Source organism: Pseudomonas asiatica (assembly GCF_009932335.1).
GTDB lineage: Bacteria > Pseudomonadota > Gammaproteobacteria > Pseudomonadales > Pseudomonadaceae > Aquipseudomonas > Aquipseudomonas asiatica.
This window is the reverse complement of record NZ_BLJF01000001.1, coordinates 1441835-1468378: the sequence shown is the minus strand read 5'-3', so window position 1 is coordinate 1468378 and position 26544 is coordinate 1441835. Positions and strand designations below refer to the sequence as shown.

At 64.0% G+C, this 26544-nt stretch carries 23 protein-coding genes and 2 pseudogenes; 17 read left to right on the top strand and 8 right to left on the bottom strand.

The genetic code is table 11. The features are described from left to right. Nucleotides 1–86: 86 nt before the first annotated feature. On the top strand, nt 87–710 hold the full coding sequence (locus GYA95_RS06995; protein WP_015269931.1) for a glutathione S-transferase family protein: 624 nt from the start codon (nt 87–89) through the stop codon (nt 708–710). A gap of 130 nt (nt 711–840) precedes the next feature. On the opposite strand, the gene GYA95_RS06990 is transcribed toward GYA95_RS06995, so the two are convergent. Next, nucleotides 841–2016, bottom strand: a complete 1176-nt coding sequence (locus GYA95_RS06990) for an MFS transporter (protein WP_015269930.1) — start codon at nt 2014–2016, stop codon at nt 841–843. Between the two features lie 94 nt (nt 2017–2110). Between GYA95_RS06990 and GYA95_RS06985 the strand changes: the two are divergent. The 3 genes and pseudogenes from GYA95_RS06985 to GYA95_RS06975 all read left to right on the top strand — a co-directional run bounded on the left by GYA95_RS06985 (nt 2111) and on the right by GYA95_RS06975 (nt 4774). Beyond that, nucleotides 2111–3019: pseudogene (locus GYA95_RS06985) on the top strand (LysR family transcriptional regulator). Between the two features lie 194 nt (nt 3020–3213). Continuing rightward, a complete protein-coding gene (locus GYA95_RS06980; RefSeq protein ID WP_013972028.1) occupies nt 3214–3705 on the top strand; it encodes a DUF1543 domain-containing protein in 492 nt (163 codons plus the stop codon). A gap of 82 nt (nt 3706–3787) precedes the next feature. Then, nucleotides 3788–4774: a 5'-nucleotidase gene (locus tag GYA95_RS06975; RefSeq protein WP_015269929.1), complete on the top strand. Its 987-nt coding sequence runs from the start codon at nt 3788–3790 to the stop codon at nt 4772–4774. Nucleotides 4775–4890: 116 nt separating this feature from the next. Here GYA95_RS06975 and GYA95_RS06970 read toward each other — a convergent pair whose 3' ends face one another. After that, the gene (locus GYA95_RS06970; RefSeq protein ID WP_015269928.1) at nt 4891–5532 is read right to left on the bottom strand and encodes an HD domain-containing protein; all 642 of its coding nucleotides are present in this window, start codon (nt 5530–5532) and stop codon (nt 4891–4893) included. 130 nt (nt 5533–5662) lie between these two features. On the opposite strand from GYA95_RS06970, the gene GYA95_RS06965 reads away from it, so the two are divergent. After that, nucleotides 5663–6634, top strand: a complete 972-nt coding sequence (locus GYA95_RS06965; RefSeq protein WP_015269927.1) for a GlxA family transcriptional regulator — start codon at nt 5663–5665, stop codon at nt 6632–6634. A gap of 98 nt (nt 6635–6732) precedes the next feature. Here the strand turns inward: GYA95_RS06965 and GYA95_RS06960 are convergent, their stop codons facing one another. After that, nucleotides 6733–7179 (bottom strand): hypothetical protein, encoded by a 447-nt coding sequence (locus GYA95_RS06960; protein ID WP_015269926.1) that lies wholly within the window; start codon nt 7177–7179, stop codon nt 6733–6735. 166 nt (nt 7180–7345) lie between these two features. Between GYA95_RS06960 and GYA95_RS06955 the strand changes: the two are divergent. The 8 genes and pseudogenes from GYA95_RS06955 to GYA95_RS06920 form a co-directional block, all read left to right on the top strand. After that, nucleotides 7346–7726 (top strand): annotated as a pseudogene (locus GYA95_RS06955) (OPT/YSL family transporter); the annotation flags it as partial. 22 nt (nt 7727–7748) lie between these two features. Then, entirely contained in the window at nt 7749–10007 is a 2259-nt protein-coding gene (locus GYA95_RS06950) for a sigma-54-dependent transcriptional regulator (protein WP_015269924.1), read from the top strand. A gap of 30 nt (nt 10008–10037) precedes the next feature. Further along, nucleotides 10038–11234, top strand: coding sequence for an S-methyl thiohydantoin desulfurase domain-containing protein (locus GYA95_RS06945; RefSeq protein WP_015269923.1), 1197 nt, complete (start codon nt 10038–10040; stop codon nt 11232–11234). Continuing rightward, nucleotides 11231–11947, top strand: a complete 717-nt coding sequence (locus tag GYA95_RS06940) for an aspartate/glutamate racemase family protein (RefSeq protein ID WP_015269922.1) — start codon at nt 11231–11233, stop codon at nt 11945–11947. Before GYA95_RS06945 ends, GYA95_RS06940 begins: the two co-directional genes overlap by 4 nt. Before the next feature lie 180 nt (nt 11948–12127). After that, nucleotides 12128–12817, top strand: coding sequence for a hypothetical protein (locus GYA95_RS06935; RefSeq protein ID WP_015269921.1), 690 nt, complete (start codon nt 12128–12130; stop codon nt 12815–12817). Nucleotides 12818–12880: 63 nt separating this feature from the next. Next, entirely contained in the window at nt 12881–13318 is a 438-nt protein-coding gene (locus tag GYA95_RS06930) for a hypothetical protein (RefSeq protein ID WP_015269920.1), read from the top strand. Between the two features lie 117 nt (nt 13319–13435). Continuing rightward, nucleotides 13436–14713 (top strand): bifunctional O-acetylhomoserine aminocarboxypropyltransferase/cysteine synthase, encoded by a 1278-nt coding sequence (locus GYA95_RS06925; RefSeq protein ID WP_015269919.1) that lies wholly within the window; start codon nt 13436–13438, stop codon nt 14711–14713. Between the two features lie 63 nt (nt 14714–14776). Further along, a complete protein-coding gene (locus GYA95_RS06920; RefSeq protein WP_015269918.1) occupies nt 14777–15541 on the top strand; it encodes a hypothetical protein in 765 nt (254 codons plus the stop codon). 439 nt (nt 15542–15980) lie between these two features. Here the strand turns inward: GYA95_RS06920 and GYA95_RS06915 are convergent, their stop codons facing one another. Together GYA95_RS06915 and GYA95_RS27605 are read right to left on the bottom strand one after the other, a co-directional pair. Beyond that, nucleotides 15981–16160 (bottom strand): hypothetical protein, encoded by a 180-nt coding sequence (locus GYA95_RS06915; protein WP_170303997.1) that lies wholly within the window; start codon nt 16158–16160, stop codon nt 15981–15983. Between the two features lie 96 nt (nt 16161–16256). Continuing rightward, nucleotides 16257–16424, bottom strand: coding sequence for a hypothetical protein (locus tag GYA95_RS27605; RefSeq protein ID WP_167506594.1), 168 nt, complete (start codon nt 16422–16424; stop codon nt 16257–16259). 245 nt (nt 16425–16669) lie between these two features. Here GYA95_RS27605 and GYA95_RS06910 point away from each other — a divergent pair, with 245 nt between their 5' ends. The 4 genes from GYA95_RS06910 (at nt 16670) to GYA95_RS06895 (ending at nt 22191) form a co-directional block, all read left to right on the top strand. Next, the gene (locus tag GYA95_RS06910; RefSeq protein ID WP_102059409.1) at nt 16670–19888 is read left to right on the top strand and encodes a T6SS effector BTH_I2691 family protein; all 3219 of its coding nucleotides are present in this window, start codon (nt 16670–16672) and stop codon (nt 19886–19888) included. Then, nucleotides 19885–20688, top strand: coding sequence for a DUF6708 domain-containing protein (locus tag GYA95_RS27860; protein WP_226989605.1), 804 nt, complete (start codon nt 19885–19887; stop codon nt 20686–20688). Before GYA95_RS06910 ends, GYA95_RS27860 begins: the two co-directional genes overlap by 4 nt. 122 nt (nt 20689–20810) lie before the next feature. Further along, nucleotides 20811–21446 carry a DUF1326 domain-containing protein gene (locus GYA95_RS06900; protein ID WP_013972018.1) on the top strand — a complete coding sequence of 212 codons (636 nt, stop codon included), beginning with the start codon at nt 20811–20813 and terminating at the stop codon, nt 21444–21446. Next, complete coding sequence (locus GYA95_RS06895; RefSeq protein ID WP_015269915.1) at nt 21427–22191, top strand: DUF2182 domain-containing protein; 765 nt, start codon at nt 21427–21429, stop codon at nt 22189–22191. The genes GYA95_RS06900 and GYA95_RS06895 overlap by 20 nt, the downstream gene beginning before the upstream one ends. 58 nt (nt 22192–22249) lie before the next feature. Here GYA95_RS06895 and GYA95_RS06890 read toward each other — a convergent pair whose 3' ends face one another. The 3 genes from GYA95_RS06890 to GYA95_RS06880 all read right to left on the bottom strand — a co-directional run bounded on the left by GYA95_RS06890 (nt 22250) and on the right by GYA95_RS06880 (nt 26360). Beyond that, complete coding sequence (locus tag GYA95_RS06890; RefSeq protein WP_015269914.1) at nt 22250–23824, bottom strand: aldehyde dehydrogenase (NADP(+)); 1575 nt, start codon at nt 23822–23824, stop codon at nt 22250–22252. 210 nt (nt 23825–24034) lie between these two features. Continuing rightward, nucleotides 24035–25024 carry an AraD1 family protein gene (araD1, locus tag GYA95_RS06885; RefSeq protein ID WP_015269913.1) on the bottom strand — a complete coding sequence of 330 codons (990 nt, stop codon included), beginning with the start codon at nt 25022–25024 and terminating at the stop codon, nt 24035–24037. Between the two features lie 28 nt (nt 25025–25052). Next, nucleotides 25053–26360 (bottom strand): MFS transporter, encoded by a 1308-nt coding sequence (locus GYA95_RS06880; protein WP_015269912.1) that lies wholly within the window; start codon nt 26358–26360, stop codon nt 25053–25055. Nucleotides 26361–26544: the final 184 nt, after the last annotated feature.

Below are 26544 nucleotides of genomic sequence, written 5' to 3'. Positions count from 1 at the left end.
AAAGAGGACGCTCCGCCACCCCGCTGGCTCTTGACCGGCAAGCGGCAGTGACGGACGATCAATCCCCCCTCACAAGGATGAACATCATGCTACGGATATTGGGCAGAGCCTCCTCCATCAATGTGCGAAAAGTCCTGTGGGCATGCGCCGAGTTCGAGGTCGCGTTCGAGCGCGAAGACTGGGGGGCGGGCTTCAAGCCCACGGACAGCGCCGAATTCCTTGCGTTGAACCCGAACGCCATGATCCCGGTGATCCAGGATGGCGACTTCACCCTGTGGGAATCCAACAGCATCATCCGCTACCTGGCCACGCGCTATGGTGCCACCGCGTTCTACCCGGGCGAGGCGCAGGCGCGGGCCAGGATCGACCAGTGGATCGACTGGCAGGCCTCGGACCTCAACCGTTCCTGGAGCTACGCGTTCATGTCGCTGGTCAGGCATTCGCCGGCCCACCAGGACCCACAGGCCCTGGCCGCCGGCTGCGCGGACTGGGCGCGCTACATGCACATTCTCGACCGCCAGCTGGCAAGCACCGGTGCCTACGTGGCCGGCAGCCAGTTCACCTTGGCCGACATCCCCATTGGCCTGTCGGTCAACCGCTGGTTCGAAACGCCCTTCGAGCACCCGCACCTGCCGGCCGTGCGCGACTATTACGAGCGGCTGAGCGAGCGCCCTGCCTATCACCTGCATGGCCGCAACGGTACGCCGTGATGGGCAAGACTGTGGGGCTGCCTTGCAGCCCATCGCGACACAAGGCCGCTCCTACAAGGAATCGCGGTTTCCTGTAGGAGCGGCCTTGTGTCGCGATGGGGCGCAAAGCGCCCCCGAAGATCTCCACCTGTTACACAGCAACTTGACTCGCCGCAGCCCCCGCCCGCCCCCGCCAAGCGAACAGCAGCACCATCACCAGGCCCAAAACCGCCATCGCCGCCCCCGCCAGGGAAACCGCCGAATACCCAAGCCCGGCATTGATCACCGCTCCACCCAGCGCCGCACCTATCGCGTTACCCAGGTTGAACGCACCAATATTCACCGCCGACGCCAGGTTGGGCGCATCCTTGGCCGCCTCCATCACCCGCATTTGCAGCGGCGGCACCAGGGCAAAGCTGGCAGCGCCCCACACCAGGATCGCCAGCGCAGTCGGCAGCGGCCAGTCCATCACCAGCGGGAACACCAGCAACACCGCAATCAGCACGGCCAACGACAGCATCAGGGTACGGTCGATCGAGCGGTCCGCGGCCTTGCCACCCCACACGTTGCCCAAGGTCAGGCCGACACCGAACAACACCAGCATGGCCGTGACGAAGGTGGTGGACGCTGCCGCCTCGCTCTGCAGGATCGGCGCGATATAGGTGAATACCGTGAACATCGCACTGGAGCCCACCACGGTCAGCAGCAACGCCGCCAGCACCGGCCCGTGGCCCAGCACGCGGATTTCGGCCATGGCCCCGCCACCCTTGGGCGACGGCACATCGGGTAGTGCGTACCAGAGGGTTGTCATTGCCACCAAGCCGAGCCCGGCGATGCCCCAGAACGCCGTACGCCACCCCAGCATTTCACCGAACCAGGTCGCCAGCGGCACACCGCCGATGGTGGCCAGGGTCAACCCCATGAACATGGCGGCCACGGCACCGGCGCGCTTCTCGGGCGGCACCACGCTGGCCGCGACGATAGAGCCGATGCCGAAGAACGCACCGTGGTTCAGCGAGGTGACCACACGGGCGACCAGCAGGCTGGCATAGTCGCTGGCCAGGGCCGACATCAGGTTGCCGAGGGTGAAGATGGCCATCAACCCGATCAGCAGGTAACGCCGCGGGATCTTCACCGTGGCCAGGGTCATCAGCGGTGCACCGATCAGCACACCGATTGCATAGGCACTGACCAACAGCCCGGCTGCTGGGATGGAGACGCCAAGATCGGTGGCGATGCTGGGTAACATGCCCATGGGGGCGAACTCGGTGACACCGATGCCGAAGGCACCGATGGCGAGCGCGACAAGAGGTGGATTGATACGCATGGCAAGCTCCTTATCTGTGCTGCAAATGCTACGATCCGAAGCTGAGCCGCACTAGACTGCATTTTTGCGAACCACCTTTGCCAAAGAGGCACAAATGGACTTCAGTGGAAGATCCGGAGAGATGGAAATCTTTGCCAAGGTGGCCCAGGAGGGTAGCCTGTCCGCCGCCGCCCGCGCGCTGGGCCTGACGCCGTCGGCGGTGAGCCGCATCCTCGCGCGGACCGAACAGCGCCTGGGCACCCGCCTGCTGCTGCGTACCACCCGGGCGATCACCCTCACGCCTGAGGGCGAAGCGTATCTGCGCGGTGCACGGCGGGTGCTGGCCGACATGCTCGAAGTGGAAGAGGCCATCACCGACCAGGGTGTGCCCCGCGGGCGCTTGCGGGTCAGCGCAGCACTGGGCCATGGCCGGCTGACCGTGGTGCCGTTGCTGGCGGCGTTCAGCGCGCGCTACCCGCAGGTGCTGGTCGACCTTACCCTCAGCGACGAAGTGGCCGACATTCTCGGCGGCCAGGCCGATGTGGCGCTGCGCTTCGGCCACCTGCCGGACAGCTCGTTGAGCGCCCGTGCCATTGGCGAAACCGGCCAGGTGATCGTCGCCTAGCCCGAGTACCTGGCGCGCTGCGGTACGCCGCTTGTGCCAGAGGACCTGGCCCGGCACAACTGCCTGCGTTTCAACTTCCGCCGCGCCGCACCCGACTGGCCGTTCCGTCGCGACGGGCAGGCGTTTTCATTGAAGGTGACGGGCAATATCGAATGCAGCAGCGGCGAGGCCCTGGCGCAGTTGGCCAGGCTCGGCGCCGGCGTGGCGCGCATCGGTACCTTTACCGTGGCCGATGACCTGGCCAACGGGCAGCTGGTGCCGTTGCTGCAGGCGTACAACCCCGGTGATCGCGAGCCGATCCATGCGGTGTTCGTCGGCGGCCCGGCGATGCCGGCGCGGGTGCGGGTGTTCGTGGATTTTCTGGTGGAGCAACTGTCAGGCATGCCCAGCGCCTTGTAGGAGCGGCCTTGTGTCGCGAAAGGGCTGCAGAGCAGCCCCAACAGACTATGCACAGTTGCTGAAATCCAGGGGCCGCTTTGCGGCCCTTTCGCGACACAAGGCCGCTCCTACAAGGGGCCACTGGATCCATGCGGCATCCGCTGATCTGGCAGTACAATGCCGCACTTTTACATCCACCATGCAAAGGACCGCCCATGCTTTACGTCGTCATGCTCGGAGGCCGCCACCCCGGCGCCAAGATCGAAGTTCACGATGTGGTGTTCGCCCTGGCCGACACCTTCGAACAGGCCTACCCGCAGTTGCGCCAGGCCTGGTTCGGCAGCCCGAAAGGTTTGCACATCGATTCATGGCTGGAAGTGCATGGTGTCGACGGCCAGCGCATCGAACTGCGCCCGCACGCCCCCGCCCCCGGTGCGCTGCGCCTGTACTTCATCAACCTCGGTGGTTATGAACGCGAAGTATTCGGCGAGGCCCACCGCTACCTGCTGGTCACCGCCCACAGCAAGACCGAGGCCAAGGCCCTGGGCAAGCAACGCATGCAGGCGGACTGGCTGAAGCCGCATACCGATGCCTTGCTGGATGTCGACGACTGCCTGGCGATCGACCAGGTGGCAGGGCAGTTCGTGCACCTGGTCGAAGGGGCGCATGAGCCGCTGATGGTGCGTAGTGACTACATCCTCATCTGATGCCGATAGCGCCTGTGGGTACTGAGGGCTTTCGTCACAGCGCACGGGTACACTTGCCTTCAGCTCACGCAGGAGTTGTTTCATGCCCTACCCCATCGAACAGAAACTGGTCATCGGCGTTGCTTCGAGTGCGCTGTTCGACCTCACCGTCTCGGACGACATCTACCAGACCGAGGGCGTCGAGGCTTACCGTCAGCACCAGCAGCAGAACCTGGACGAACCCTTCCCCAAGGGCGTGGCGTTCCCGTTCATTCGCCGCTTCCTGAGCATCAACCAGGCCTTCCCCGAGCAGTTGCCGGTGGAGGTGGTGCTGCTGTCGCGCAATTCGCCGGAGACCGGCCTGCGGGTGTTTCGCTCGATCAACCACTACCAGCTGGACATCACCCGCGCGGCATTCATGTCGGGCCGCTCGCCCTACGAGTACATCCCGGCATTCAATGCCTCGCTGTTCCTCAGTGCCAACGAGGAAGATGTACAGAAAGCCATCGACGCCAACTACCCGGCCGGGCGGGTGCTGCCGACGCGCATCTACGATGACGAGATCGACACCGAATTGCGGGTGGCCTTCGACTTTGACGGGGTGATTGCCGATGACGAGGCCGAGCGCGTGTACAAGCGCGACGACAACCTGGACGAGTTTCAGGAGCATGAACGTGTGCGCAAGGGGATCCCGCATTCGCCGGGGCCCTTGGCGGACCTGTACCGCAAGCTTTCGCTGATTCGCATGCTCGAGGACCGCAAGTTGGCCGAAGACCCGGCGTACAAGCGCATCTTGCGGATTGCCATCGTGACGGCGCGCAATGCCCCTTCGCATGAGCGGGTGGTGACGACGCTGAAGGACTGGGGCGTATCGCCGGACGAGTGCTTCTTTCTGGGCGGGATGGAAAAACCCAGGGTGCTGTCGATACTGAAGCCGCATGTGTTCTTTGATGACCAACGCAGCCATTTGCAATCACCGGCGGGGGATTTGCCGATGGTGCATGTGCCGTTCGGGGTGGCGAATCGCGAGCGCTCGGCGGCGGACTCTGCGTTCGACGAGCCAGCTCCCACTTCGATAGCACCGGTTTGATCTGATGCGCAACCTGTGGGAGCGGGCACGCCCGCGAAGGGCCGCAAAGCGACCCCAATCTGTTTAGCTGACAGGCACCAGGGCCTGCGAACACCGGCAGCACCAGCCCGCTTTACTCAGCTCGCCCAGCAGGACTGCCGAATGACGCTGCAGAAATTCCCAGGCCGGAATGCAGGCTCCTTGTCCGCGATCACATCCGCCTTCACGTTGCCAAACGTGGTCTGCGGCTTGTGCCGGATGCCGTCGTAAAACGCCTGAATGATCGCCTCCTTGAACCTTTCCCCACGCGGGTGCGCCTGGACCACGGCGTCCCGTGCGGCAATTTCCAGCCCTTCGTGGTGCAGCCCCAGCACATCGGTCTCCACCCCCGCCGTGACCAGGGCGATCAGCGGGTGCATGTGCTCTGGAATGCCCGGCGTGGTATGCAGCGCGATCGCCGTCCACACACGCTCGACATCGCGCTCGTCCACGCCGTGGCGCTGGAGGAAATCGCGCGCCGCATTGGCACCGTCCACCTCGAAGCGGCAGCAATCGCTGCTGTGCTGATGGGTCAGGCCCATGTCATGGAACATGCAGCCTGCGTACAGCAGTTCACTGTCGTAACGCAGCCCAAGCCGCTGCCCGGCAAGGGCCGCGAAGTAGAACACCCGGCTGGAGTGGTGGAACAGCAAAGGGGAAGCCGTGTCACGGACGAGCTCGGTGATTTCCCGAGCCATGGCGCTGTCGGGCACCTGGATACCGGCGATGGATGAGGACATGGTCGCTCCTGGGTGGGTTGATGACGAGCCCAGTCTGCGGTCATGGGCCAATGTCCTCAATTGACTTGTACAGCCAAATACTGCCATTGTCGGCGGATTACGGACTTGCGGCGCAACGCCCGGAGCCACCATGCCCTCTGCCCCCATCACGGTCGCCATACTGGCCATGCCCGGCGTACAACTGCTGGATGCCTGCGGCCCGCTCGATGTATTCGCCGAAGCCAACCGCCAGGCCGGCCGTGACGCCTATCGCCTGCTGTTGCTGGCTTGCGAACCGGGGCCGCTGGTGAGCTCTTCCGGTACACGCCTGGTCGCCGACGGCTGGATCGGCGAAGACCTGGAAGCCATCGACACCCTGCTGGTCGCCGGCACACCGCAGGCTGCCGAGCAATACCTGCGCCCCGGCATTCTCGACTGGCTGCAGCAACGCGCGGGCGCTTGCCGACGTTACGGCTCGGTGTGCACGGGGGCGTTTGCCCTGGCGGCTGCCGGGTTGCTGGATGAACGGCGTGTGACCACCCATTGGGCGGTGGCGCAGCCGTTGGCCGAGCGTTATCCGCGGGTGCAGGTGGATGCCGATGCCATTCAGGTGCATGACGGCAACCTGCGTACCGCTGCGGGGGTAACGGCCGGGTTGGACCTGGCGCTGGCCCTGGTGGAAGAAGACCTGGGGCGGGATATTGCCAAGCAGGTTGCCGGGCACCTGGTGATGTACTTCAAGCGGCCTGGCGGGCAGCTGCAGTTCAGCCGGCAAGGTGGGACATCACCGGTCGGGCGTTCGGCATTGCAGGGGTTGCAGCGTTACGTGGCCGCCAACCCTGCAGTGGACCACGGGGTTGCCAGCCTGGCTGCGCGGGTTGGGCTGAGCCCGAGGCATTTTGCGCGGGTGTTTCAGAGTGATGTGGGGATGACCCCGGCCGCGTGGGTGGAGCTGGCGCGGGTGAATGCTGCGCGGGCGCGGCTGGAGGCTGGGCGAGAGCCACCGAAGCAGGTGGCGGCGCTGTGCGGGTTTGCCAATGCGGATACGTTGCGGCGGGCGTTCGTGAAGCATGTGGGGGTTACGCCGGCGGAGTATCGCAAGCGGTTTGGGCGGTCGGGCTGAAATGAACCGTGGTGTGCGTGCGCTCGCGCCGGGTACGCTTTTGCGTCCCGGCCGAGGAGCGTTGCCTGTGGTTGCGGCTTGCAGCGCCGTAAAGCAGGCTAGCCCATCCGCCAATCATCGCCCGGCATGATACGCCGCATGAACTCATCGAAAAGCGGCACAGTGAACGCCGTATCACCGTGGTTCGGGCTGTAGATCATCCCTTTCTCGATCAATGCACTGCGCAGTGGTGCGAGCGTGGAAACCTTCCGCGCCAGGCTGGCGGCGATATCACCAGAACGATGAGGGCCGGCCCCCAGATCCGCCATGCCACGCAGGTACTTCTTTTCCGCAAGCGTAAGGCGGTCAAAGCGCACCCGGAAGAAGCTCTCATCCAGTGTGGCAATGGCCTGCTCTGAAGCGGTTTCGACATCAGCGCTGGTGATGGGGCTCTGCGAGGCTACATCCCATGAATGCTTGCCCCACTCCTGACTTATACCAAGATTAGGAAAGTTATCGAATTTGGATAACTTAACTAATCTCTCTTGATTCGGCAGTGTCAGCAAGAGCGGGCCCCTGTGCGCAGCACTTTTCTTGAGACCCGACGGTGTAGCCGCTAGCACTTCCGGGCCGTTGCTGGACACCTTTCACAACCAGAAGCGACAGTGAACCTTTGTGGCATCAGTGGCTCAGTTGTGCAAAGCGCGCTTACCACTCCGACAAGGGATTGCCATGAGACCTGCCCCGTCTACCGCCCCTCCCCAGGTTCGCATCGAACGTGAACTGAGCCCGCGGGCGGTGCTCACCGGCGTAGCGCTGGGCATTCTGCTGACGCCCTCGAATGTGTACGCGGGCCTTCGGATCGGCTGGTCGTTCAACATGTCGATCATCGCCTTGCTGGTCGGTTTCACCCTGTGGCAGGGCCTGGCGGGGCGCAGCAAGGGCCGGCCCGCATGGACGTTGCACGAAAGCAACATCAACCAGACAGTGGCCTCGGCCGCCGCTTCCATCGTTTCTGGCGGGCTGGTCGCGCGCATTTTCGACGTTCTGACCGGTGGCCGCCCGGACACCAGCAGCGGCCGCGTCGTTCTGCTATACCTCATTGCCTGGCTCACCCCAACGAGGATGGATTCTCATGGAGCCACTGTGCACCACGCACCCGGGCGACGAGGATGGCGTGCCTGGCCGTTCGCCCGCCATGCAGGCGCTGCAGGCCTTGCTGCGGCGGGTGGCGCAGAGCGACCGGCCGGTACTGATCTTCGGCCCGACGGGAGCCGGCAAGGAAGTCATCGCCCAGCAACTGCACCGCTTGAGCGCGCCGGGCAAACCATTCATCGACCTCAACTGCGGGGCAATACCCGAGCCACTGCTCGAGTCCGAGCTGTTTGGCCATGCCCGCGGCGCGTTCACCGGCGCGGTTGGCGAGCGCATGGGCCACCTGCAGATGGCTGGGGCGGGGACACTGTTCCTCGATGAGATCGGCGAACTGCCCCTGGCCCTACAGCCGAAGCTGCTGCGGGTGCTGGAAACCGGGCAGTACCGGCCGCTTGGTAGCAGCGAAAACCGGCGCTTCCGCGGCAGGGTGGTGGCGGCCACCCACCGTGACCTCAAGCGCCTGGTGGCCGAGGAGCGCTTTCGCGAAGACCTGTACTACCGCTTGTCGGTGTTCGAGCTCGAACTGCCGGGACTGAACGAGCGCCGTGAGGACATCCCGGACCTGATCGAGCATTTTTGCCGCCAACAACGGCGACCGCTGCGCTTCGATGCAGCAGCGCTGGAGCTGCTGTGCCAACGAGACTGGCCTGGCAATGTGCGCGAACTGCGCAATTCGATCGATCGCATCGGCACCCTGGCCCCGTCACCACTGGTCGATCGGGAAACCCTCGAACAATTGCTGGTACCGCCCTCGCCCGCCTCGGCGCCTGCCGTAGAGCTGGCCGAAGCGCTGCTCGGGCTTGAGGGGCCGGACAAACTGGCAGCGGTGGAGACACTGCTGATAGAGCATGCGCTGAACCGCTGCAACGGCAACAAGAGTGCTGCGGCGCAGCTGTTGGGGGTCAACCGCAAGGTGATCGAGCGGCGGGTCCGGTTGCGCCAGGACTTGCGCCTGACCGTGGAGCGCTACCTGGCCGAAGGCCGCAAGCTGATCGACGGGGCCGACTTCCGCGGCGCCCTGGGCCCTTTGCAGAAAGGCCTGGAAGTGGCCGAGCGGGTCTACGAGGGCAAAGACCTGTGGCGTTTGCAATTTGAGTTGCACCGGTTACTGGGAGTTAGCTTTCGCAGTATCGAGGGCTGGTTGAGCATCACCAGCCTGGCCAGCTACCGGGACGCCCAGGCCTTGGCCGCGCGTCAAGGCCAGCCGCAAGAGATGGCGTCGGTGTCGTTCGGCCTGTGGACCACCCTGTTGATGGGCCTGGAGCTGGCAGAGGCTCGCGCTACGGCACAACAGATGCTGCAGCAGGCGCAGATAGCCGGTGGCGAGGCACTGCGCATCGAGGCCCACCTGGCCATGGCCAATACCCTGTTCTGGCTCGGCGATTTCGAGGAAAGCCTGGCCTGCCTGACGCGCGGCAGGCTGCTGGAGGAGGACCAGGCCAGTTGGCCATCGAGCCAAGGGCTGGACCTGGTGGGCCTTGCCCGCACTTTCGAGGGCCTGGCCGCCTTCGAGCTGGGCCTGTTCAGCCAGGCGCGCCAGGCGCTGGCCCGCTTGCAGTCCCGCGCCGAGCAGGCGGTCGACAACCCCTTCAACCGCGCGGTCGCCCTGCAGGGCGCGGCCTGGCTCGCTGCAGTGCTGGGCGAGCGCGATGCACTCGGGCGCCTGGGCCGCGAGCTGGAACTGCTCAGTGCGCGCCACGAGTTCTCCTTCTACCGGGGCGTGGGCATGATCCTGCGCGGCTATCACCAGGGCCTATCGGGTGAGTACGAAGCCGGTGAACAGGCCATTGCCGAAGGCTACCAGCAGCATGTGCTGCGTAACGGGGGCCTGTTGTTCCACGGCTTCCAGGCCTGGAAGCGCGGCGAAGTGCTGTTGCTGGGCGGGCGCGCAGAGGCCTGCCTGGAACTGGTGGATGTCGCCCTGGACCTGGCCCAGGACCATCAGGAGCGTGCCTACCTGTGCGAACTGATGTTGTTACGCGGCCGGGCGCTGCTGGCACTTGGCGACGACCGCGAAGCCGAGGCGACCCTGCGCGTCGCCTTGTCCACCGCGCTGACCCTCGGCGTGGTGCCGGCGCGGCTGCATGCCGCCTTGGAATTGGCCCGGTTGCTCGAACGCAGCGAACGTGGCGCCCAGGTGCAGTCGATCCTGATGCGTGCGCTTCGCGGCCTCGACCCGCAACTGGACTACCCGCCCGCCAGCAACGTGCGTAGCTGGCTGGCACGTTTGTCGAGCTGACCCCCTCAACCGGAAAGCAGGAGCACGATCATGGCGTTCGAGCTGGAGCACAAGGATCTGCAAGCGTTGATCAACGGTGGTTGTTTCTTTGGCAGTGGTGGTGGCGGCACCTTGGCGTCGGCCCGGCACTTGCTGGCCGCGTTCAATATCGGGGAATTCTACCCGCGCGACCGCGTCAGGGTGGTCACGGTGGATGAGGCCCGTGCCGGCGACGCCGCGGTAGTGGCGTACATGGGTGCACCGGAAACGATCGGGCGTTGCCAGTACCCCCTCGGGCCGATCCAGGCCCTGGAATGCTTGCGCCAGCGCTTGAATGAACAGGGCCGCGAGCTTGCCTATGTCGTGCCGCCGGAAAGCGGCGCGCTGGGCTTTCTGGTTGCGTGCCTGGCCGCCGCCAAGCTGGGCCTGGCGGTGGTCGATGCGGACGGCGCCGGGCGCGCGGTGCCCTCATTGCCGATGCTCACCTTCGCTGCTGCCGGTATACCGCCGCGGCCGTCGTTCGTGGTCAGCCAGGGCGGACTGGTGGTGGAACTGAATGTAACGCCGCCGGCCGAGGCCCAGGGGTACGCAGAAAACGCCAATGTGATCGCCGAGCAAATGTTGCGCCCTGTGGTCGGCTCGCCGACGTTCGGTGAGTTCGGAGGCCTGGCGCTATGGTGCATGAGCCCCGACCAGCTGCCTTCCGCGCTGCCGCTGCGTGGCACCCTCAGCCGCGCCCTGGCGCTGGGCAGAGCCCTGGCTGCCGGGCAGTTGCACACTTGCCAGGCCGTGCTCGACTGGCTTGGCCAGTTCGGCCTGATGGCTCGGTGCCTGTCTCGCAATGCGCGCCTGACCCATGCTGGCGTGACTACCCAGGGCGGCTTCGACATCGGCCGCATCGACCTCGACAGCCACGAAGGAAGCTTGCGCCTGTGCTACGAGAACGAGTCGCTGTTGCTGTGGGACAAGCACCAGCCGCAACCGCTGGCCATGGCCCCGGACAGCATTGCCTGGTTCTTCGAAGGTGCGGGGCCGGCACTGGCCTCCAACGGCGACCTGGTGCGCGCCGATGGCTCGCTGGACCCGAGCTATGCCGGGCGCCCTGCCTGCCTGATCGGCTGGCAGGCGGCGGCGCCGCTACGCCAGCCCGGTGGGTTGATCGCGTGGAGCTTCGAGCAGTTGCTGGCAGACCTGGGTTACATGGGCGCTTACCGAAGCATCGAGCAACTGCAGGAGTTACGACCATGAGCCTGCGTATTGCGGTTCTCGCACCGGTCAACAGCAGCGACTACAACGAGGGCCTGCTGGCCTCGATAGCCCCAGTGGTGCCCCCGGATGTCGAGGTCCAGGTGTACAACATCGACCAGGGCAGCCCGTGTATCCAGAACCGGCTGAATCTCGCCGAGAACGCCCTGGCAGTGGTGCGCCTGGCCCAGCACCTTGAGCAGCAGGGGTTCGACGGCATCTGGCTGAGCGATTTCGACATGTGCGGCGTGGAGCCTGCCCGCGAAGTGATCGATATCCCGATCATTGGCGGCTTCCCCACCTCCGCGTTCAGTGCCCTGGGGTTGTGTCAGCGGTTTTCCATCATCACCATCCTGCAGAGCACCCTGGCCCTGCAACGCGGCCATGTGGCCAATTACGGCCAGAGCATCAATTTTGCCTCCATCCGTTCCATCGACTGCCCGGTGGCCCAGTTGGGTAATGTCGAGGTGGTACTGGTCAAGGCATTGCAAGCCGGGCTGGCGGCCATCAAAGAGGACGGCGCGCAGGCACTGTTGCTTGGCTGTACCGGCTTCATGGGTGTCGCCGAGCGCTTGTCGAAGCTCATCGAGCAGGACCTTGGCTGCTACGTACCGGTGCTGGACCCCAACCAGTGCGGGTTCGGCTTCCTGCTGTCGCTGGTGCGGATGAAGGTGCGTCCGAGCCGTTTGTGCTACGCCAGGGCGCCCCTTGGTTGAGGTGGTCGGATGCGTCCGTCGCGAGCACCCCGAGGTGGACGAAAACGTCCACCCGCCCCCTTGTTTTTCAACCTAACTGGTTGAAAAGCAAGCGATCAGCAGCTTGGCATGATCGATGCTCCTGTCACTGGGCCGAGCGCGTGACCCCATGCCCTCGGCCCACATGACAAGGAGAGCATCATGAGCACTGACTACTATGTCGACTTCGATAACCAGACCAACGATACCTGGACCCTCGCGGTCTACCAGACCTTGCCAAGCTCGGTAGGGCTCGACAGCGTGTCGTGGAAGCAGACCACCGTGCCCACCCAGGGCTACAGCGGGGTGGAGTGGACCATCGACTACAACGTGGTGATTGCCAATTATCGGCAAGTCGGGGGTGTCGGGGTGTACAAGGCCAGCCAGACGCTGTCGACGCAGCTCGGGTCGGTCTGGGATTGCGTGTTCAAGGACAACGTCCAGCAACTGGTGCTGGGTAGCGGCTCCGCGCCCGCAGACAGCATCCAGATCAACAACAAATCGAACTTGCCTGCCAACCTGGGCATCGGCATGAGCGGCCAGGGTTCGGTGTTCAAGCCGGATGTGGTCGGTGGCGGCCAGGCCCAGTTCAAGGTGACGCCCACGTATTACCTGGGGCTGTTCCAGAAGGTACAGCTGGGTGAAGTCATCAGCAGCAACGTCGTAGTCGGCCCAATGCAGATCCAGTTCCCCAGTGGCATGAACTGCGCAACAGCGTCTGCGCGCATGGATGGCGCCAATATCAAGCTGACGCTCACCTACACCCAGGTGACCAAGGTGTCCTACGAGGCTACTCAACGGTTGATCGCGGCCCGCAAGGAACGCCTTGGCAGGGTCCTCGAACACGCCTGAGACCACGGCCGGCGCGCAGCAGCGCGCCGGCCCGCTGTCGCCGGATTCGGCAAGGAGCTGGAAATGAACAAACCCCTAGACATCGCCCTCATCTACGCCGGGCCGCTGGCGTTTGCCGCCGAGCCAGAAGTGACCGGCGCCCAGTTGCTGGACTTCGTCCATACCGTGGATCGACAGATCGAAAGCGTCACCAAGGGCCTGGTCGAGCAGTTGAAGAAGGGCAACATCAACGCCCGCGTGGTGCAGCAGGGCCGTGAGTACCTGGTCATCCAGGAGGGCCTGAGCCCGGCGTCGCTGCCACCGCACGACGGCGTGGAGACCGATCCCGCCCCACAACCCTCGCGCATCCGCATCTTCGTCCGCAGCAGCGACGCACCACCCACCATCAATGCGATGCGACTGTTCTTCCGTGACTGGCGCGCAGTAGCAGGCCTGATCGCGGTAGGCGGCGCTTGGTATGCAGGCCAGTGGGTGATGCACGTGCGCCGACAGGACGAGTAGCAGCGCCCGTGGATGCGATGGGCTGCTGCCGGGCAGCCCATCGCCAGTTCACCCTTGACCCACACCCTCCACCCACCACATGCTCGATCGCTCCACCCACGCTCAAGGAACGATTGCATGAAGCTGGAAACCCTCGCTATCCACGCAGGCTTCAGCCCCGACCCGACCACCCGGGCAGTGGCCGTACCGATCTACCAGACCACCTCCTTCGCCTTCGACGACACCCAGCACGGCGCCGACCTGTTCGACCTGAAGGTGGCCGGTAACATCTACTCGCGCATCATGAACCCCACCAACGACGTGCTCGAGCAGCGCATGGCCGCCCTGGAGGGCGGGGTTGGCGCGCTGGCGGTGGCCTCCGGCATGGCGGCCATCACCTATGCCATCCAGACCGTCGCCGAGGCCGGCGACAACATTGTCTCGGTGGCCAAGCTGTACGGCGGCACCTACAACCTGCTGGCCCACACCCTGCCGCGCATGGGCATCCATACCCGCTTCGCCGCCCATGACGACATCGCCGCCCTCGAAGCGCTGATCGATTCTCGCACCAAGGCGGTGTTCTGCGAGTCCATCGGCAACCCTGCCGGCAATATCGTCGACATCGCCGCGCTGGCCGAGGCCGCTCACCGCCATGGTGTGCCGCTGATCGTCGACAACACCGTGGCCACCCCGGTGCTGTGCCGGCCGTTCGAGCACGGTGCCGATATCGTCGTGCACTCGCTGACCAAGTACATCGGCGGGCATGGCACCAGCATCGGCGGCATCGTCATCGACTCCGGCAAGTTCCCCTGGGCGGACAACAAGGAGCGCTTCGCCCTGCTCAACACCCCCGACCCGTCCTACCATGGTGTCACTTACACCGAAGCCTTCGGCCCCGCCGCCTTCATCGGCCGCTGCCGCGTGGTGCCGTTGCGCAACACCGGTGCAGCGCTGTCGCCGTTCAACGCCTTTCTGATCCTGCAAGGCCTGGAAACCTTGGCCTTGCGCATGGAACGCCACACCGAGAACGCGCTGAAGGTCGCCCGTTACCTGCAAGCCCACGAGCAGGTAGCGTGGGTGAAATATGCAGGGCTGCCTGACCACCCCGAGCATGAACTGGCCCAGCGCTACACCGGCGGCAAACCAGCTTCGATCCTGTCGTTCGGCATCAAGGGCGGCCAGGCGGCCGGTGCGCGCTTCATCGATGCGTTGCAGCTGGTGGTGCGCCTGGTGAACATCGGCGACGCCAAGTCGCTGGCCTGCCACCCCGCCTCTACCACCCACCGCCAGCTCAATGACGAGGAGCTGGAAAAGGCCGGCGTGCCACGGGACATGGTGCGCCTGTCGATCGGCATCGAGCACAGCGACGACATCATCGCCGACCTGGCCCAGGCGCTGGAGGCCAGCCGCAGCTGATTCATCTGCGCCCTACCAATATCGACGGCGGGCGCACCTTTCGCACATCTGGATAGCCCTGCGATGACCCTGTTCTACCTCAAGCTGATCGTCACCCCGCTCCTGATGTGGGCCATCTCCCTCGCCTCGCGTCGCTGGGGCGGCCTGCTCGGTGGGTTGCTGTCCGGCCTGCCGATCACTTCGGCCTTGGTAATGACCTTCCTGTGCCTGGAACAGGGCACGGCCTTTGCCCTGGGTGCGGTGCCCGGCGCGCTGGGCGGCCTGGCGGCGGTGCAGGCCACGTACACCTTCTACCTGTTCGCCACACGCAGGCTCGGCATCGGCTGGGCCGTATTGCTGGCGATGCTGTTCTATGGCGTCGCGGCCTACGCGTTTACCCACGGGGGCAACCTGTACCTGTCGATTGCCGTGGCGCTGGTGCTGATCGGCGTGCTGATACGCGCCAGCGGCCGCGAGCCCAGGCCGGACACCCTGGTCCGGCCCCGGCATCGATTTTGGGAAATCCCTCTGCGCATGGTGTCTGCCACTTCGTTGCTGATGGTCACCACAAGCTTGGCCAACTGGCTGGGCCCGGCGACCAGCGGGATGCTGGCGCCGATCCCGGTGATTGCCTGGCCGCTGGTGGTGTTCGCCCATGTGCAGACTGGCCGTGCAGGAATGGCGGCGATGGTGCGGGGCAATGCGATCGGGGCGGTGGGGGTGATTGCGTTTTATCTGGTATTGGCGGGGCTGCTCGATGCCTGGGGTGTCGCAATTGCCATCAGCCTGGCCATGCTTTGTGCCGTGGTCCTGACAGTGGGGCTGGCGGCTGCGTTGCGACGGGGGTGATACGCCGGCGAGCATGCCAGGGGGCTGCTGCGCAGCCCATCGCAGGCAAGCCAGCTCCTACAGGATCACCACAACCTTCAAGGCAGCCACAGTACCTGTGGGAGCGGGTTCACCCGCGAACACCGGCGCAGCCGGTGCCAGCCACCGCGCTGGATTCTTCGCGGGCTTGCCCGCTCCCACAGGATCACCACAACCTTCAAGGCAGATGCAGTACCTGTGGGAGCGGGTTCACCCGCGAACACCGGCGCAGCCGGTGCCAGCCACCGCGCTGGATTCTTCGCGGGCTTGCCCGCTCCCACAGGATCACCACAACCTTCAAGGCAGATGCAGTACCTGTGGGAGCGGGTTCACCCGCGAACACCGGCGCAGCCGGTGCCATACACCGAGTTGGATTCTTCGCGGGTAAACCCGCTCCCACAGGGGCCTGCCCTATCAATGGTCATTCCCTGCGCTGATCCAGGTCTACCGCGGGCTGCTCCACGCTCTGCCTGCCGTCATCAGCCAAGCTGTCTTCCTCCTGCCAATCAGCACCCTCTTCTTCGTTCATGAGCGGGTCGTCGTCAGGGGCGGGTATGGTCGGGCGGTCGGGGTCAACGGCCAGGTCAGGTGAAGTGGGCATGTCCAGGTTCGTGCCGCCTTGTGCATTCGGATCGGGGCTCATCGCTGCATACCTCGCAAGAAAAGGTGTGAACCGCATTCGTTCCGGGCAATTCCGTCAGCGAGGCTGCGGGTGCTCGGCAGAAACCGAATTGTTGGCCTGCACGTCCTCCATCTCCTCCTCGATCGGGCCTTCGTCATCCGAAGGTAGCGGGATCTCTCCGTCACCGCTGCCGGGCTGGGATTCGGTTTGCTCGAGGCCGGGGTCATTCTGATCGTTTGCCATGGACGTTCTCCTGGGTTTGCGCGTTGATCGCGCATACAGATCGGACGGAAAACGGCCAGCAGCAGTGCCTTGGGTTCGACAGGTGGCGCAAAAGGCCGGGGTACCGATCATGGCCCCATATAGAGCTAAACCATTATTCAGAGACGTTTCCTACAAGCTTTTAGGAAGCCCAATGCCTCTCTAGAAAGCGATTCCCCGTTAGTGTTCAGGGGTCGACAAGGCCCTGTCCAACACGAGGATCGCTCATGACCATCAGCCAACGTATTGCCCTCGCGATCGCCGAAGCCGGGCTGCCGCACGACCAGTGCATGTTCTGCGAGCGCCAGGGCCTGCCGATCCTGCCGCTGCGCCGCGCCCTGGTGCCCGATACCCGCCCCGAGTGTGTCTCCACCGTGGCGGATAACCGGCATATCTCGACAAAGATCGGCTTGCGCACCTTGCGCAGGGGCTTCCTGTATGTGCTGCTCGACCAGCAGGTCTGGCATGCCTATGCCGTCAGCGAGCAAGGTCATCTGCGCCGCTTCAACCCTTACGAGCCGCCAGATGGCCCGCCTTCGCCGCTGCCCGAAAAATGCGTGAACGCAGATCACGACATTCCTTCGGCCTTTCTCAACATCGATACCAGCAGGTACGCCAGCGCCTGGCTGGCCTTCTCCAGCGATCCTTGGCCGGTGTGCGTGCTGAACGCCTACAAGAGCGGCGCGTCGCCTGCGCATCGCTTCGAGGGCCTGGACCTGATTCAGGCCCGCAACAATCCCGAACTGCTGGGCATCGCCATGACGCCCGATAAGCTTGGGGTCGACCAGCAGGTGTTCGAGTATGCCCAGCATGGCTGCGCCCCCTTCGACAGTGCGCATGGCTTCCACAGCCGCTGGTTGCGCCGGTTCGCCCTGCGTGGGTATCTGGTCAATGCGATCAACCGGCACCAGCTGGAAAACGGCGTGCTGGCGGTGGTGCTCGACGACACCGTCGGGCTGATTCAGGAATACAACCATCAGCGCCTGAACTGGGTACTGAAGCGTCAGGCCTGGCGTGAAGAACCGATGCGGGCTTATCAGCTGCAGACCTCGCAGATCCTGCAGATCATTCGTGCCACGCACAGGGAATGGGCGGCGCAGAAGGTGCCGTCGCTGGTACCGATGACGGGCGATGGGCCGCCGGTGTTCACCGACCCGGCTGTCGAGCGGCAGCTGTTGGTCGAGCGTGCGCAGCAGGAGAGTGACGAGCGGCTTGAAGAGCGCTACCACGAACCGCAGCGGGCCGCGTTCCAGGCTGAATACGAGCAGCAGGAGCGCGAGTTTCAGCGTTACATCGACAAGGACACAAGGGCGTACGTTGCCTTGTTCGATACGCCCATGTTCAAGGTGGCCGAGGCGTACGACTACGACGGTAACGATCGTGAGTCCGGGGTGGCCTACGCCAAGACCATGGCCCTGTGCCTGGGTGGCGGCATTACGGAAGCTGTCGTCCCCCGCCTTGAACCGCATGTTCCCGCTTCCGGCACCAGCGAACTGCTCTGGTTGAAATGGCTAAAGGACCCGGACAGCCCGCCCTACCGCGCCTTGCTGATGCGCGACCAGGCACTGCTGGCCGGGCTGCTGCCCAGTTTCTCCGCCACAGAAGCGATCAACTGGAACGACAGCGACAAGCTCTACGGCATGCTGAGCAAGATCATCGCCAGCGATGACGCCGGCCTGCGCATGCGCAATACCCTCAAGCAGGCCATTGCTGAAACGCAGAGCGCGCTCAATGCGGCCAGTCAGCGGCTGGCGCCATGCCTGTCGCCTGGCATTCAGAAGGCCGTGCGGCATCTGAACAGCGCCACGCAGTTTCTCTACAACGGCGTCCACCTGATCGAGCTGGAAGTGAAGATGAAGCTGGGCGAGTACTACGCCTTGCAGAGCGCCCACCTCCGGGATTTGCAGCACAAGGCCAATGCGTCGATCGCCGAGGCGCGGGACCGGATGCGCCGCAATATCGATGACTTCGAGTTTGGCTCGATGAAGGCCATGCGCAAGGTGCGGCCGATCATCCAGCATGGCTTGATGAGCCTGGCAATGCTCGACCCGCGGTTCACCAATACGATGATCAGCGTGACGGTGTGGGTCGAGGGCAAGGCCGAGGAAGTGCATGGGCGGTTGTTCAAGGAGGCCAGCATGGGGGTAACCCAGGCGAGCAGCGTGGCGGAGCTTGCCTTGGTGGATATCTCGGTGGCGGCAGGGACGTTGGAAGCCGATGCGCGCAAATTATTGCAGGGGATGAAGGTCACGTCGCAGCAGGCGGCCCGATTGGTAAAAACCGGTTTTTCCGGGTTGCGCGGGATTGCTGGCAGCTGGGAAGTCCTGCTGGCGATAGGCGGGTTGTATCTGCAGCAGGACAGCCTGGGCAGGAATCAGGAAAAGGCGGAAACGGAGATCGGGCCCAAGGCGCATGAGGCCAGGTTGGCGTTGCAAGGATCGCAGTTGGGCGTGTTGGGAGGGCAAATCGAACTGGTTGGGCTCATTTTGAGATCAAGTGCTGGTCCACTGAATTTGGGGTGGGCAAAGGGTGTTGCAGCCAGTGGGGGGGCCTTGATAAGGCTTGGTGCTTTGGTGAGTGCGGTTGCAGGGGTCTTTGATACGGCTCAAGCAATCAAGGCCATGAAGCGCACCGCCGCTGCGGGTGATGATGCAGCGAGAAGCCAACACTTCTTTTCCTTCCTCTTATATGGCTCGGGCACTATGGTGTTTAGTGTTGCAGTACTCAAGCCCTTGTTTTTCGGCCCGTTGGGACTGGCGATAGCCCTCACGCTTGCTGCTTATCAACTAAGTAAACTGGCTCAGGAAAATGAATCAACTGATCTGGAGCGGTGGGTAAGGCGATGCTGCTTTGGAAAAGCAAACGAAAAGCCGAGCATTCATTGGAATGCTCCGGAACATGCGGATATCGCTTTTGCCGAACTCAATGCTGCCACGCTAGGCGTTCAGGCGAAGTTGAATTTTGAGTCGCGCTTGGCCACTGATCCAGGACTTCCGAAAATCGGTGGCTTGATTAATACCGAAATAACTAAAAAGCTAAAATTCTTGATCGCATTGCCTATGTACGATGAGCGGTCCTCGGGATATCGCTGGAAATTGATTGTGCATCGTCACGGTGACGGCAATCACCCTGATTACGTTGGCGGGGAAACTATTGCTTCGGGCAATTTCTTTGCAAACGCTGAACAACCTCTCTCACCGTCCTCTTCATTTTCCAGCTTTGCATCGCCACGGATCCCCGATCACGACCGCAGTATTTCAATTAGCGAGAAGCAGAAACCTTATTCTACTGGACTCTGTCAGTTAGAGATTTCTGGCTCAATATCGCTTATGGCGACTATAGGAAAACACACGATTCTGGCAGCTACGCTGTTGGTGATGTACTGGCCGGATCGGAGCTTGCCAAGTGGGTACATTGAGATTAGTGTCAGGGAGATTAACGAGTGAAGCGTGATGGTAAAGTTCTGTGGGAGCGTGGTTTTGGCTGGAGCCATGACCTTCCCAAGGTGGATGAAGGGCCAAAGTGGAGAAAAGTGTGGGCGAGTGTCAAACCGTCGCCCAACTATTTCGATGATGTTTATCTCGAGTTGCCACGGAGCAGCACCATCCTTCGAGGCGCTATATTTCTAATCGGTGTTGCGGGCCTGCTTTTTCTTTTTGGAATGACGCTTTACTTGTACTGGGATTTATTATACGACGACTGGCGGCACGACTGGCTGATGAATCTATCATTGGTAATTACCGCCTCAGCAATACTGTGGGCCTTGATTCCTTACATCAAGCTTGATCTGGTTGCCCCTAGAGACGAGCCTATTCGCTTCAATCGACTACGCCAAAAAATATATATTTATGAGTTTCGATATGACCGTATCTTCATCTTCAGTCGCAAACGCTGGGGCGTCAAACCGGTCGCCTACAACTGGGACGATGTAACCGCCGAAGTCTACCGAGTCTACGCCCCCGGCCACGGTGGCCTGATCGAAAACGTCATGCTGTCAATCCGCAACCCGGAAACCAACGAAGTTATCGACCGTGTGTTCTTCACCTATGACCTGTACCAAGGCGAAGCCTACTGGGCTATCGCCCGGCTATTCATGCAGCAAGGCCCAGAAGCCCTGCCAGCGTTCGTACACCCACCCCGTGACTGGAACGATGACGATGGCCTGAGCCACATGCATTGCCTGGCACCAAAGGTTCATTGGCCGGAGGAGATTGACCGTGAATCCCGCACTGCCCCATCTGACTGAGAAGGCCGATGCTTTGACGCAGCAGTTTTATACGGCCCGTGTCAGATGCCGAATCCATCTAAATATGGCGGCATGATCCGGAACTAAACTAACAAGTGGCACTTGTTTGCGAGGATAGGATCATGGCCTATGTCGATTGGCGATTGCGCGGCGCAGGGGTCGACCTTTGCAACTGCGATTATGGCTGCCCCTGCCAGTTCAATGCCTTGCCCACCCATGGCACTTGCGAAGCGGCAGTGGGCTATCACATCGAGGAGGGGTACTTCGACGAGGTGTCGCTGGCCGGCTTGAATGTGGCCTGCACCTTCGCCTGGCCTGGGCCCATCCACGAAGGCGGTGGGCAATGCCAGGCCTTTATCGATGAACGCGCCAGTGATGCCCAGCGCCAGGCATTGCTGACCATTCTCAGCGGCCAGGAGCAGGAACCCACGGCCTTCTTCGCCATTTTTGCCAGCACGGTGCAGACCATGCACGCACCGCAGTTCGTGCCGGTTGAGGTGCACACCGACCGCGCCGCACTGACCGCCAGCATCCACGTGCCCGGGGTGCTGGATGGCCGGGCCGAGCCGATCCGCAACCCCGTGGACGGATCGGTGCACCGGGCCAGGCTGGTGCTGCCAGAGGGCTTCGAGTTCGGCGAGACGGACTGCGCCAGCGCCACCTTCAACTGCTCCGGGGCGGTGAAGCTGGACTATGCCGGGCGAAACGCCATGCTCTACGACCTGGATATGGGGCCAAATGGCATCATCCGCGGCTAGCCGCTGGCCAGCCCCGGGCGCGCTGCTGACCGGCGCGCTGGCGCTGATGATCAGCGCGCTGGGTTGGTGGTGGCACGTCGAGCAGGCAACGACCATGGCGGCGATGGGCGAGATGCAGATGCCACCCACCGCCTGGTGGTCGCGCCAGGGCGCGCTGACCCTGCTGATGTGGTTGGCGATGATGCAGGCGATGATGCTGCCGGCCGCCCTGCCGGTGTTCCTGCTTTACCGACGCTGCCTGCTGCGCGACAGCACCGGCCCATTCAAGCTGCTGCTGTTCTGCGCGGCCTATGCGCTGCTCTGGTGTGGCTTCGCCCTGCTGATGACCCTGCTGCAGGCCCTTGGCGAATGGCTTGGCTGGCTCGATCCCATGACCCTGCGCCTGCCACCGCTCATGGGTGCGCTACTGCTTCTGCTGGCCGGTGGCTACCAGATGAGCCAGGGCAAGGCCGCTTGCCTGGAGCATTGCCAGAGCCCGCTGTTCTTTCTTCAGCACCATGTACGCCCGGGCCTTGGCGGCGCCTGGAGGCTGGGGTTGCAGCATGGCCTGTACTGCATCGGTTGCTGCTGGGCGCTGATGCTGGTGCTGCTGGTGGTTGGCGCCATGAGCCTGTGGGGCATGGCCGCGCTGGCGATGCTGGTTCTGGCGGAGAAAGTGTTGCGGTTGGGCGCGGCCTGGCGCCGCTACAGTGGCGCCCTGCTTATCGCTGGTGGACTGCTGCTGGCGCTCTGGCCGCATATCTGACAACCCGCCCGGGCCTGCCCGGGCGGGGTGCAGCGGTACCACGCCGAAGCCCTTGGCGTCAGGCCAGCGCCTCGCGGCTGTGCTGGCCGTCGACCAGGCGTTGCAGGCCCAGCGGGTTGGCGTTTTTCAGGGCGTCGGGCAGCAGCGCATCCGGGTAGTCCTGGTAGCACACCGGCCGCAGGAAGCGGTCGATGGCCAAGGTGCCGACCGAGGTCCCACGGGCATCGGACGTGGCCGGGTATGGCCCGCCATGCACCATGGCATCGCACACTTCGACACCGGTCGGGTAACCATTGACCAGCAGGCGCCCGGCCTTGCGCTGCAGCAGCGGCACCAGCGCGGCGAAGCGCTGCAGGTCTTGTGGCTCGGCAATCAGCGTTGCCGTCAGCTGCCCGTGCAAGGCTTGCAGCGCGCGGCGCAGTTCGGCTTCGTCGGCCACCGCCACGGCCACCGTGGCCGGCCCGAACACCTCCTCCTGAAGCAACGCATCACCGTCAAGCAGCAGGCTCACATCTGCCTGGAACAGCTGCGCCTGCGCCTGGTCGCCAGCCTGGTCGGCGCCGGCCAGATGACGCACGCCCGGGTGCTGGTGCAGGCGTTGCACGCCCTGGGCATAGCTGCGCAATGTACCGGCATTGAGCATGGTCTGCCCGGGCTGGTCGGCCAGCTGCGCACCAAGGGCCGCCAGGAAGTTGCTGAACGCCTCGCCGGCAATACCGATGACCAGCCCGGGGTTGGTGCAGAACTGCCCGCAGCCCAGCACCACCGAACCGGCCAGCTCCCTGGCCACCTGCTCGCCCCTGGCCTGCAAGGCCGCAGGCAAGACCAGCACCGGGTTGATGCTGCTCATTTCGGCGAACACCGGAATCGGCTGCGGGCGCGCTGCAGCCAGCTCGCACAGCGCACGGCCGCCCTTGAGCGAACCGGTGAAGCCCACGGCCTGGATCGCCGGGTGGCGCACCAGCGCTTCGCCGACACCGGCACCGTAGATCATGTTGAACACGCCTGCGGGCATGCCGGTGGCCACCACTGCCCGCTCGATGGCCTCGGCCACCCGTTCGGCAGTGGCCATGTGGCCGCTGTGCGCCTTCACCACCACCGGGCAACCGGCGGCCAGCGCCGCGGCGGTATCCCCCCCTGCGGTGGAGAAGGCCAGCGGGAAGTTGCTGGCGCCGAACACGGCTACCGGGCCGACGCCGGTACGGTATTGGCGCAGGTCAGGGCGCGGCAGCGGCTGACGCTGGGGTTGGGCACGGTCGATGCGCGCCCCCAGGTAGTCGCCACGGCGAAGCACCGTGGCGAACAGGCGCATCTGGTTGCTGGTGCGCGCGCGTTCGCCCTGGATGCGCCCGGCCGGCAGTGCGGTTTCGCGGCACACGGTGGCGACAAAACTGTCGTCCAGCGCATCCAGCTGGTCGGCAATGGCATCGAGGAACTGCGCACGGCGCTGCGGCGCCAGGACGTTGTATTCGGCGAAGGCCGCTTCGGCAGCCTGGGCGGCGGCGTCCACTTCCTCCGGGGTGGCTTGGGCAAAGGCCTGCGGAAGGGCTTCGCCGGTGCGCGCGTCGAGGCTTTGCAGGCGCACGCTGCCGGCAGCGCTGCGCTGGCCGCCAATGAAGTTGCTTCCGGTCATGGTTGGCTCCTGTAATGAGGAAAGAAGATTCAAAGGTTCATGTCAGCCATGGAGTGCACATGGCCCGTCATGTCAGCAGGCCCCCCTGTGGGAGCGGCTTCAGCCGCGAACACCGGCGCAGCCGGTGCCATGCACCGCGCCGGGCCCTTCGCGGCTAAAGCCGCTCCCACAGGTACGCGGGCGAACCCGACACACTGCTCGCCTGACTGCTCAAAGGCTTTTCACCACCCCGGGGCGAACCTGCCCGGGCGCGGCGGCAATGCCATTGCGCAGCGGCTGGCCGAACGCGTCGAGGCTGACTTCGAAGGTGTCGCCCGGGCGCGCCTGGATGCCGTCGGCGAACGACAGCGTGGCAGTGCCGAAGTAATGCACGTGGATATCGCCGGGGCGCAGGAACTGGGTGTACTTGAAGTGGTGGAATTCCAGGTTCTCGAAGCTGTGGCACATGTTCTGCTCGCCCGAGAGGAACGGCTTGCGCCACAGCTCCTGGCCGTCGCGCAGGATGCGGCTGGTGCCTTCCAGGTGGGCCGGCAGCGCACCCAGGCGCAGCTCTGGGCCGAAGCTGCAGGCGCGCAGCTTGGAATGGGCCAGGTACAGGTAGTTGCGCCGCTCCATCACATGGTCGGAAAACTCGTTGCCCAACGCATAGCCAAGGCGGTAAGGCGTACCGTCGGCACCGATCAGGTACAGCCCGACCAGCTCTGGCTCCTCGCCGGCATCCTCGGCGAACACCGGCAGCGGCAGGTCGGCGCCAGGGCGCACGACGATGCCACCGTCGCCCTTGTAGAACCACTCCGGCTGCGCGCCCTCCTGGCCTGCCGGCGGCCGACCGCCATCGAGGCCCCACTGGAACATGCGCATGCTGTCGGTCACCGCGCCTTCGGCCTGCTGCTGATGCATCTTGTCGCGGGTTGCGGCACTGCCCAGGTGGGTCAGCCCGGTGCCGGTGACCAGGCAGTGCGCCGGGTCCGGGTGGTCCAGTGGTGGCAACACGCGGCCTTCGGCCAGCAGGGCCAGGTAGTCGTGGCGCTCGCCCAGGCCGGCAGCCTGCACTTCAGCGGCCAGGTCACGGCCGGCGGCAATGGCTTGCAGGGCCAGCTGGCGGGTGCTGCCAGCGCCCTGCACCTGCAGGGCGTAATCGCCTTCCACCACGCCCACGCAGCGCTCGCCGGTGGCGGTTTCAAATTGGATCAATCGCATATTTGTGCTCGCTTCTCGGTTGCGAAAATTAGCGGGAGGCTTCGGCTGCCCGCGAGGAAGCCAGGCGCTGGCGGCGCTCCAGGCGGTTGTAGACAACCCCGGTGAGCAACAGCCCGAACAGCATCACCACAGCCAGGAAATACAGCCCCGACGAAAGTTGCCCGGTGTGCTCCTTGAGCGCGCCGATACCGAACGGGCCCAGGTAGCCGCCGAGGTTGCCGATCGAGTTGATCAAGGCGATGCCGGCTGCGGCGCTGGCCCCGGAGAAGAACCGGCCCGGCAAGGTCCAGAAAATGGCGGTGCAGGAGAACAACGCGAATGCCACCAGGCACAGCGCTGCCAGCTGCATGACCGGCACGCTAAGCCAGGCACTGAAGAACAGGCCGATCGCACCCAGGGCATACAGCAGGCCGAGGTGGCCATAGCGGTCGTTCAGGCGGTCGGAGCTACGCGGCACGATCAGTAGGCCGATGATGCCGAACAGGTAAGGCACGGCCGAAACGAAACCGGTGACCAGGTCACTGCCGCCAAACTGGTGGATCAGCGTCGGCAGCCAAAGGCCCAGGCCGTAGATGCTCAGAGTCACCGGCAGGTAGAACAGCGCCAGCAACAGCACCCGGCTGTCCTTCAGGGCATGCAACGGATTGCCATGGCGGGTCTGGCCGAACTCGCGCAGGTCGTTGGCCAGTTGTTCCTGCAGCCAGCTGCGCTGTTCGTCGCTGAGCCAGCGCACCTTGGCCGGGCTGTCTGGCAGCAGGCGCAGGGTCGGCCAGGCCAGCAGCACCGCGGGGGTACCGATGCAGATGAACAGCCATTGCCAGCCATGCAGGCCGTAGATGCCATCGAGCCCCAGCAGCGCGCCCGAGAGCGGCCCGGTGATCAGCATCGCCAGCGGCTGGGAGAGGATGAAGAAGCCGAGGATCTTGCCGCGATGGCGCACCGGGTACCACTGGGTGATGTAGTACAGCACGCCCGGAAAGAAGCCCGCCTCGGCCGCCCCCAGCAGAAAGCGCATCACGTAGAAACCGCTGGGCCCGGTAACGAAGGCCATTCCGACGGTGATCGCGCCCCAGGTGACCAGGATGCGGGCGAACCAGCGGCGCGCGCCAAAGCGGTCGAGCAACAGGTTGCTCGGCACCTCGAACAGGAAGTAACCAATAAAGAAGAGCCCGGCGCCAAGGCCGTAGGCCGCGTCACCCAGGCCGATGTCGGCGCCCATGTGCAGCTTGGCGAAGCCCACCGCGGAACGGTCGACATAGGCCACCAGGTAAAGCAGTACCAGAAAAGGGATGAGTTTCAGTGTGATCAGGCGGACGAGCCGCTGCTCCTGAATCATGGCGATGTCTCCAATTGTTCTTGTAATGGGTACAGCACCTGGTCGGGGACTTTTTGGCAGACCTCTGACCTGGGTGAATGATCTTATAGTATTACTAATTGAGCCAACAAGCCTTCACAGAGACCATTTTTATCAGTACAGTCGATCTCACAACGACAAATAGTAATACTAATTAGGTGTTCCC

Coding starts and splice junctions, on each gene's coding strand:
- GYA95_RS06995 (WP_015269931.1), top strand. CDS start 87: ATGCTACGGATATTGGGCAGAGCCTCCTCCATCAATGTGCGAAAAGTC.
- GYA95_RS06990 (WP_015269930.1), bottom strand. CDS start 2,016: ATGCGTATCAATCCACCTCTTGTCGCGCTCGCCATCGGTGCCTTCGGC.
- GYA95_RS06980 (WP_013972028.1), top strand. CDS start 3,214: ATGCTTTACGTCGTCATGCTCGGAGGCCGCCACCCCGGCGCCAAGATC.
- GYA95_RS06975 (WP_015269929.1), top strand. CDS start 3,788: ATGCCCTACCCCATCGAACAGAAACTGGTCATCGGCGTTGCTTCGAGT.
- GYA95_RS06970 (WP_015269928.1), bottom strand. CDS start 5,532: ATGTCCTCATCCATCGCCGGTATCCAGGTGCCCGACAGCGCCATGGCT.
- GYA95_RS06965 (WP_015269927.1), top strand. CDS start 5,663: ATGCCCTCTGCCCCCATCACGGTCGCCATACTGGCCATGCCCGGCGTA.
- GYA95_RS06950 (WP_015269924.1), top strand. CDS start 7,749: ATGGAGCCACTGTGCACCACGCACCCGGGCGACGAGGATGGCGTGCCT.
- GYA95_RS06945 (WP_015269923.1), top strand. CDS start 10,038: ATGGCGTTCGAGCTGGAGCACAAGGATCTGCAAGCGTTGATCAACGGT.
- GYA95_RS06940 (WP_015269922.1), top strand. CDS start 11,231: ATGAGCCTGCGTATTGCGGTTCTCGCACCGGTCAACAGCAGCGACTAC.
- GYA95_RS06935 (WP_015269921.1), top strand. CDS start 12,128: ATGAGCACTGACTACTATGTCGACTTCGATAACCAGACCAACGATACC.
- GYA95_RS06930 (WP_015269920.1), top strand. CDS start 12,881: ATGAACAAACCCCTAGACATCGCCCTCATCTACGCCGGGCCGCTGGCG.
- GYA95_RS06925 (WP_015269919.1), top strand. CDS start 13,436: ATGAAGCTGGAAACCCTCGCTATCCACGCAGGCTTCAGCCCCGACCCG.
- GYA95_RS06920 (WP_015269918.1), top strand. CDS start 14,777: ATGACCCTGTTCTACCTCAAGCTGATCGTCACCCCGCTCCTGATGTGG.
- GYA95_RS06915 (WP_170303997.1), bottom strand. CDS start 16,160: ATGCCCACTTCACCTGACCTGGCCGTTGACCCCGACCGCCCGACCATA.
- GYA95_RS27605 (WP_167506594.1), bottom strand. CDS start 16,424: ATGGCAAACGATCAGAATGACCCCGGCCTCGAGCAAACCGAATCCCAG.
- GYA95_RS06910 (WP_102059409.1), top strand. CDS start 16,670: ATGACCATCAGCCAACGTATTGCCCTCGCGATCGCCGAAGCCGGGCTG.
- GYA95_RS06900 (WP_013972018.1), top strand. CDS start 20,811: ATGGCCTATGTCGATTGGCGATTGCGCGGCGCAGGGGTCGACCTTTGC.
- GYA95_RS06895 (WP_015269915.1), top strand. CDS start 21,427: ATGGCATCATCCGCGGCTAGCCGCTGGCCAGCCCCGGGCGCGCTGCTG.
- GYA95_RS06890 (WP_015269914.1), bottom strand. CDS start 23,824: ATGACCGGAAGCAACTTCATTGGCGGCCAGCGCAGCGCTGCCGGCAGC.
- araD1 (WP_015269913.1), bottom strand. CDS start 25,024: ATGCGATTGATCCAATTTGAAACCGCCACCGGCGAGCGCTGCGTGGGC.
- GYA95_RS06880 (WP_015269912.1), bottom strand. CDS start 26,360: ATGATTCAGGAGCAGCGGCTCGTCCGCCTGATCACACTGAAACTCATC.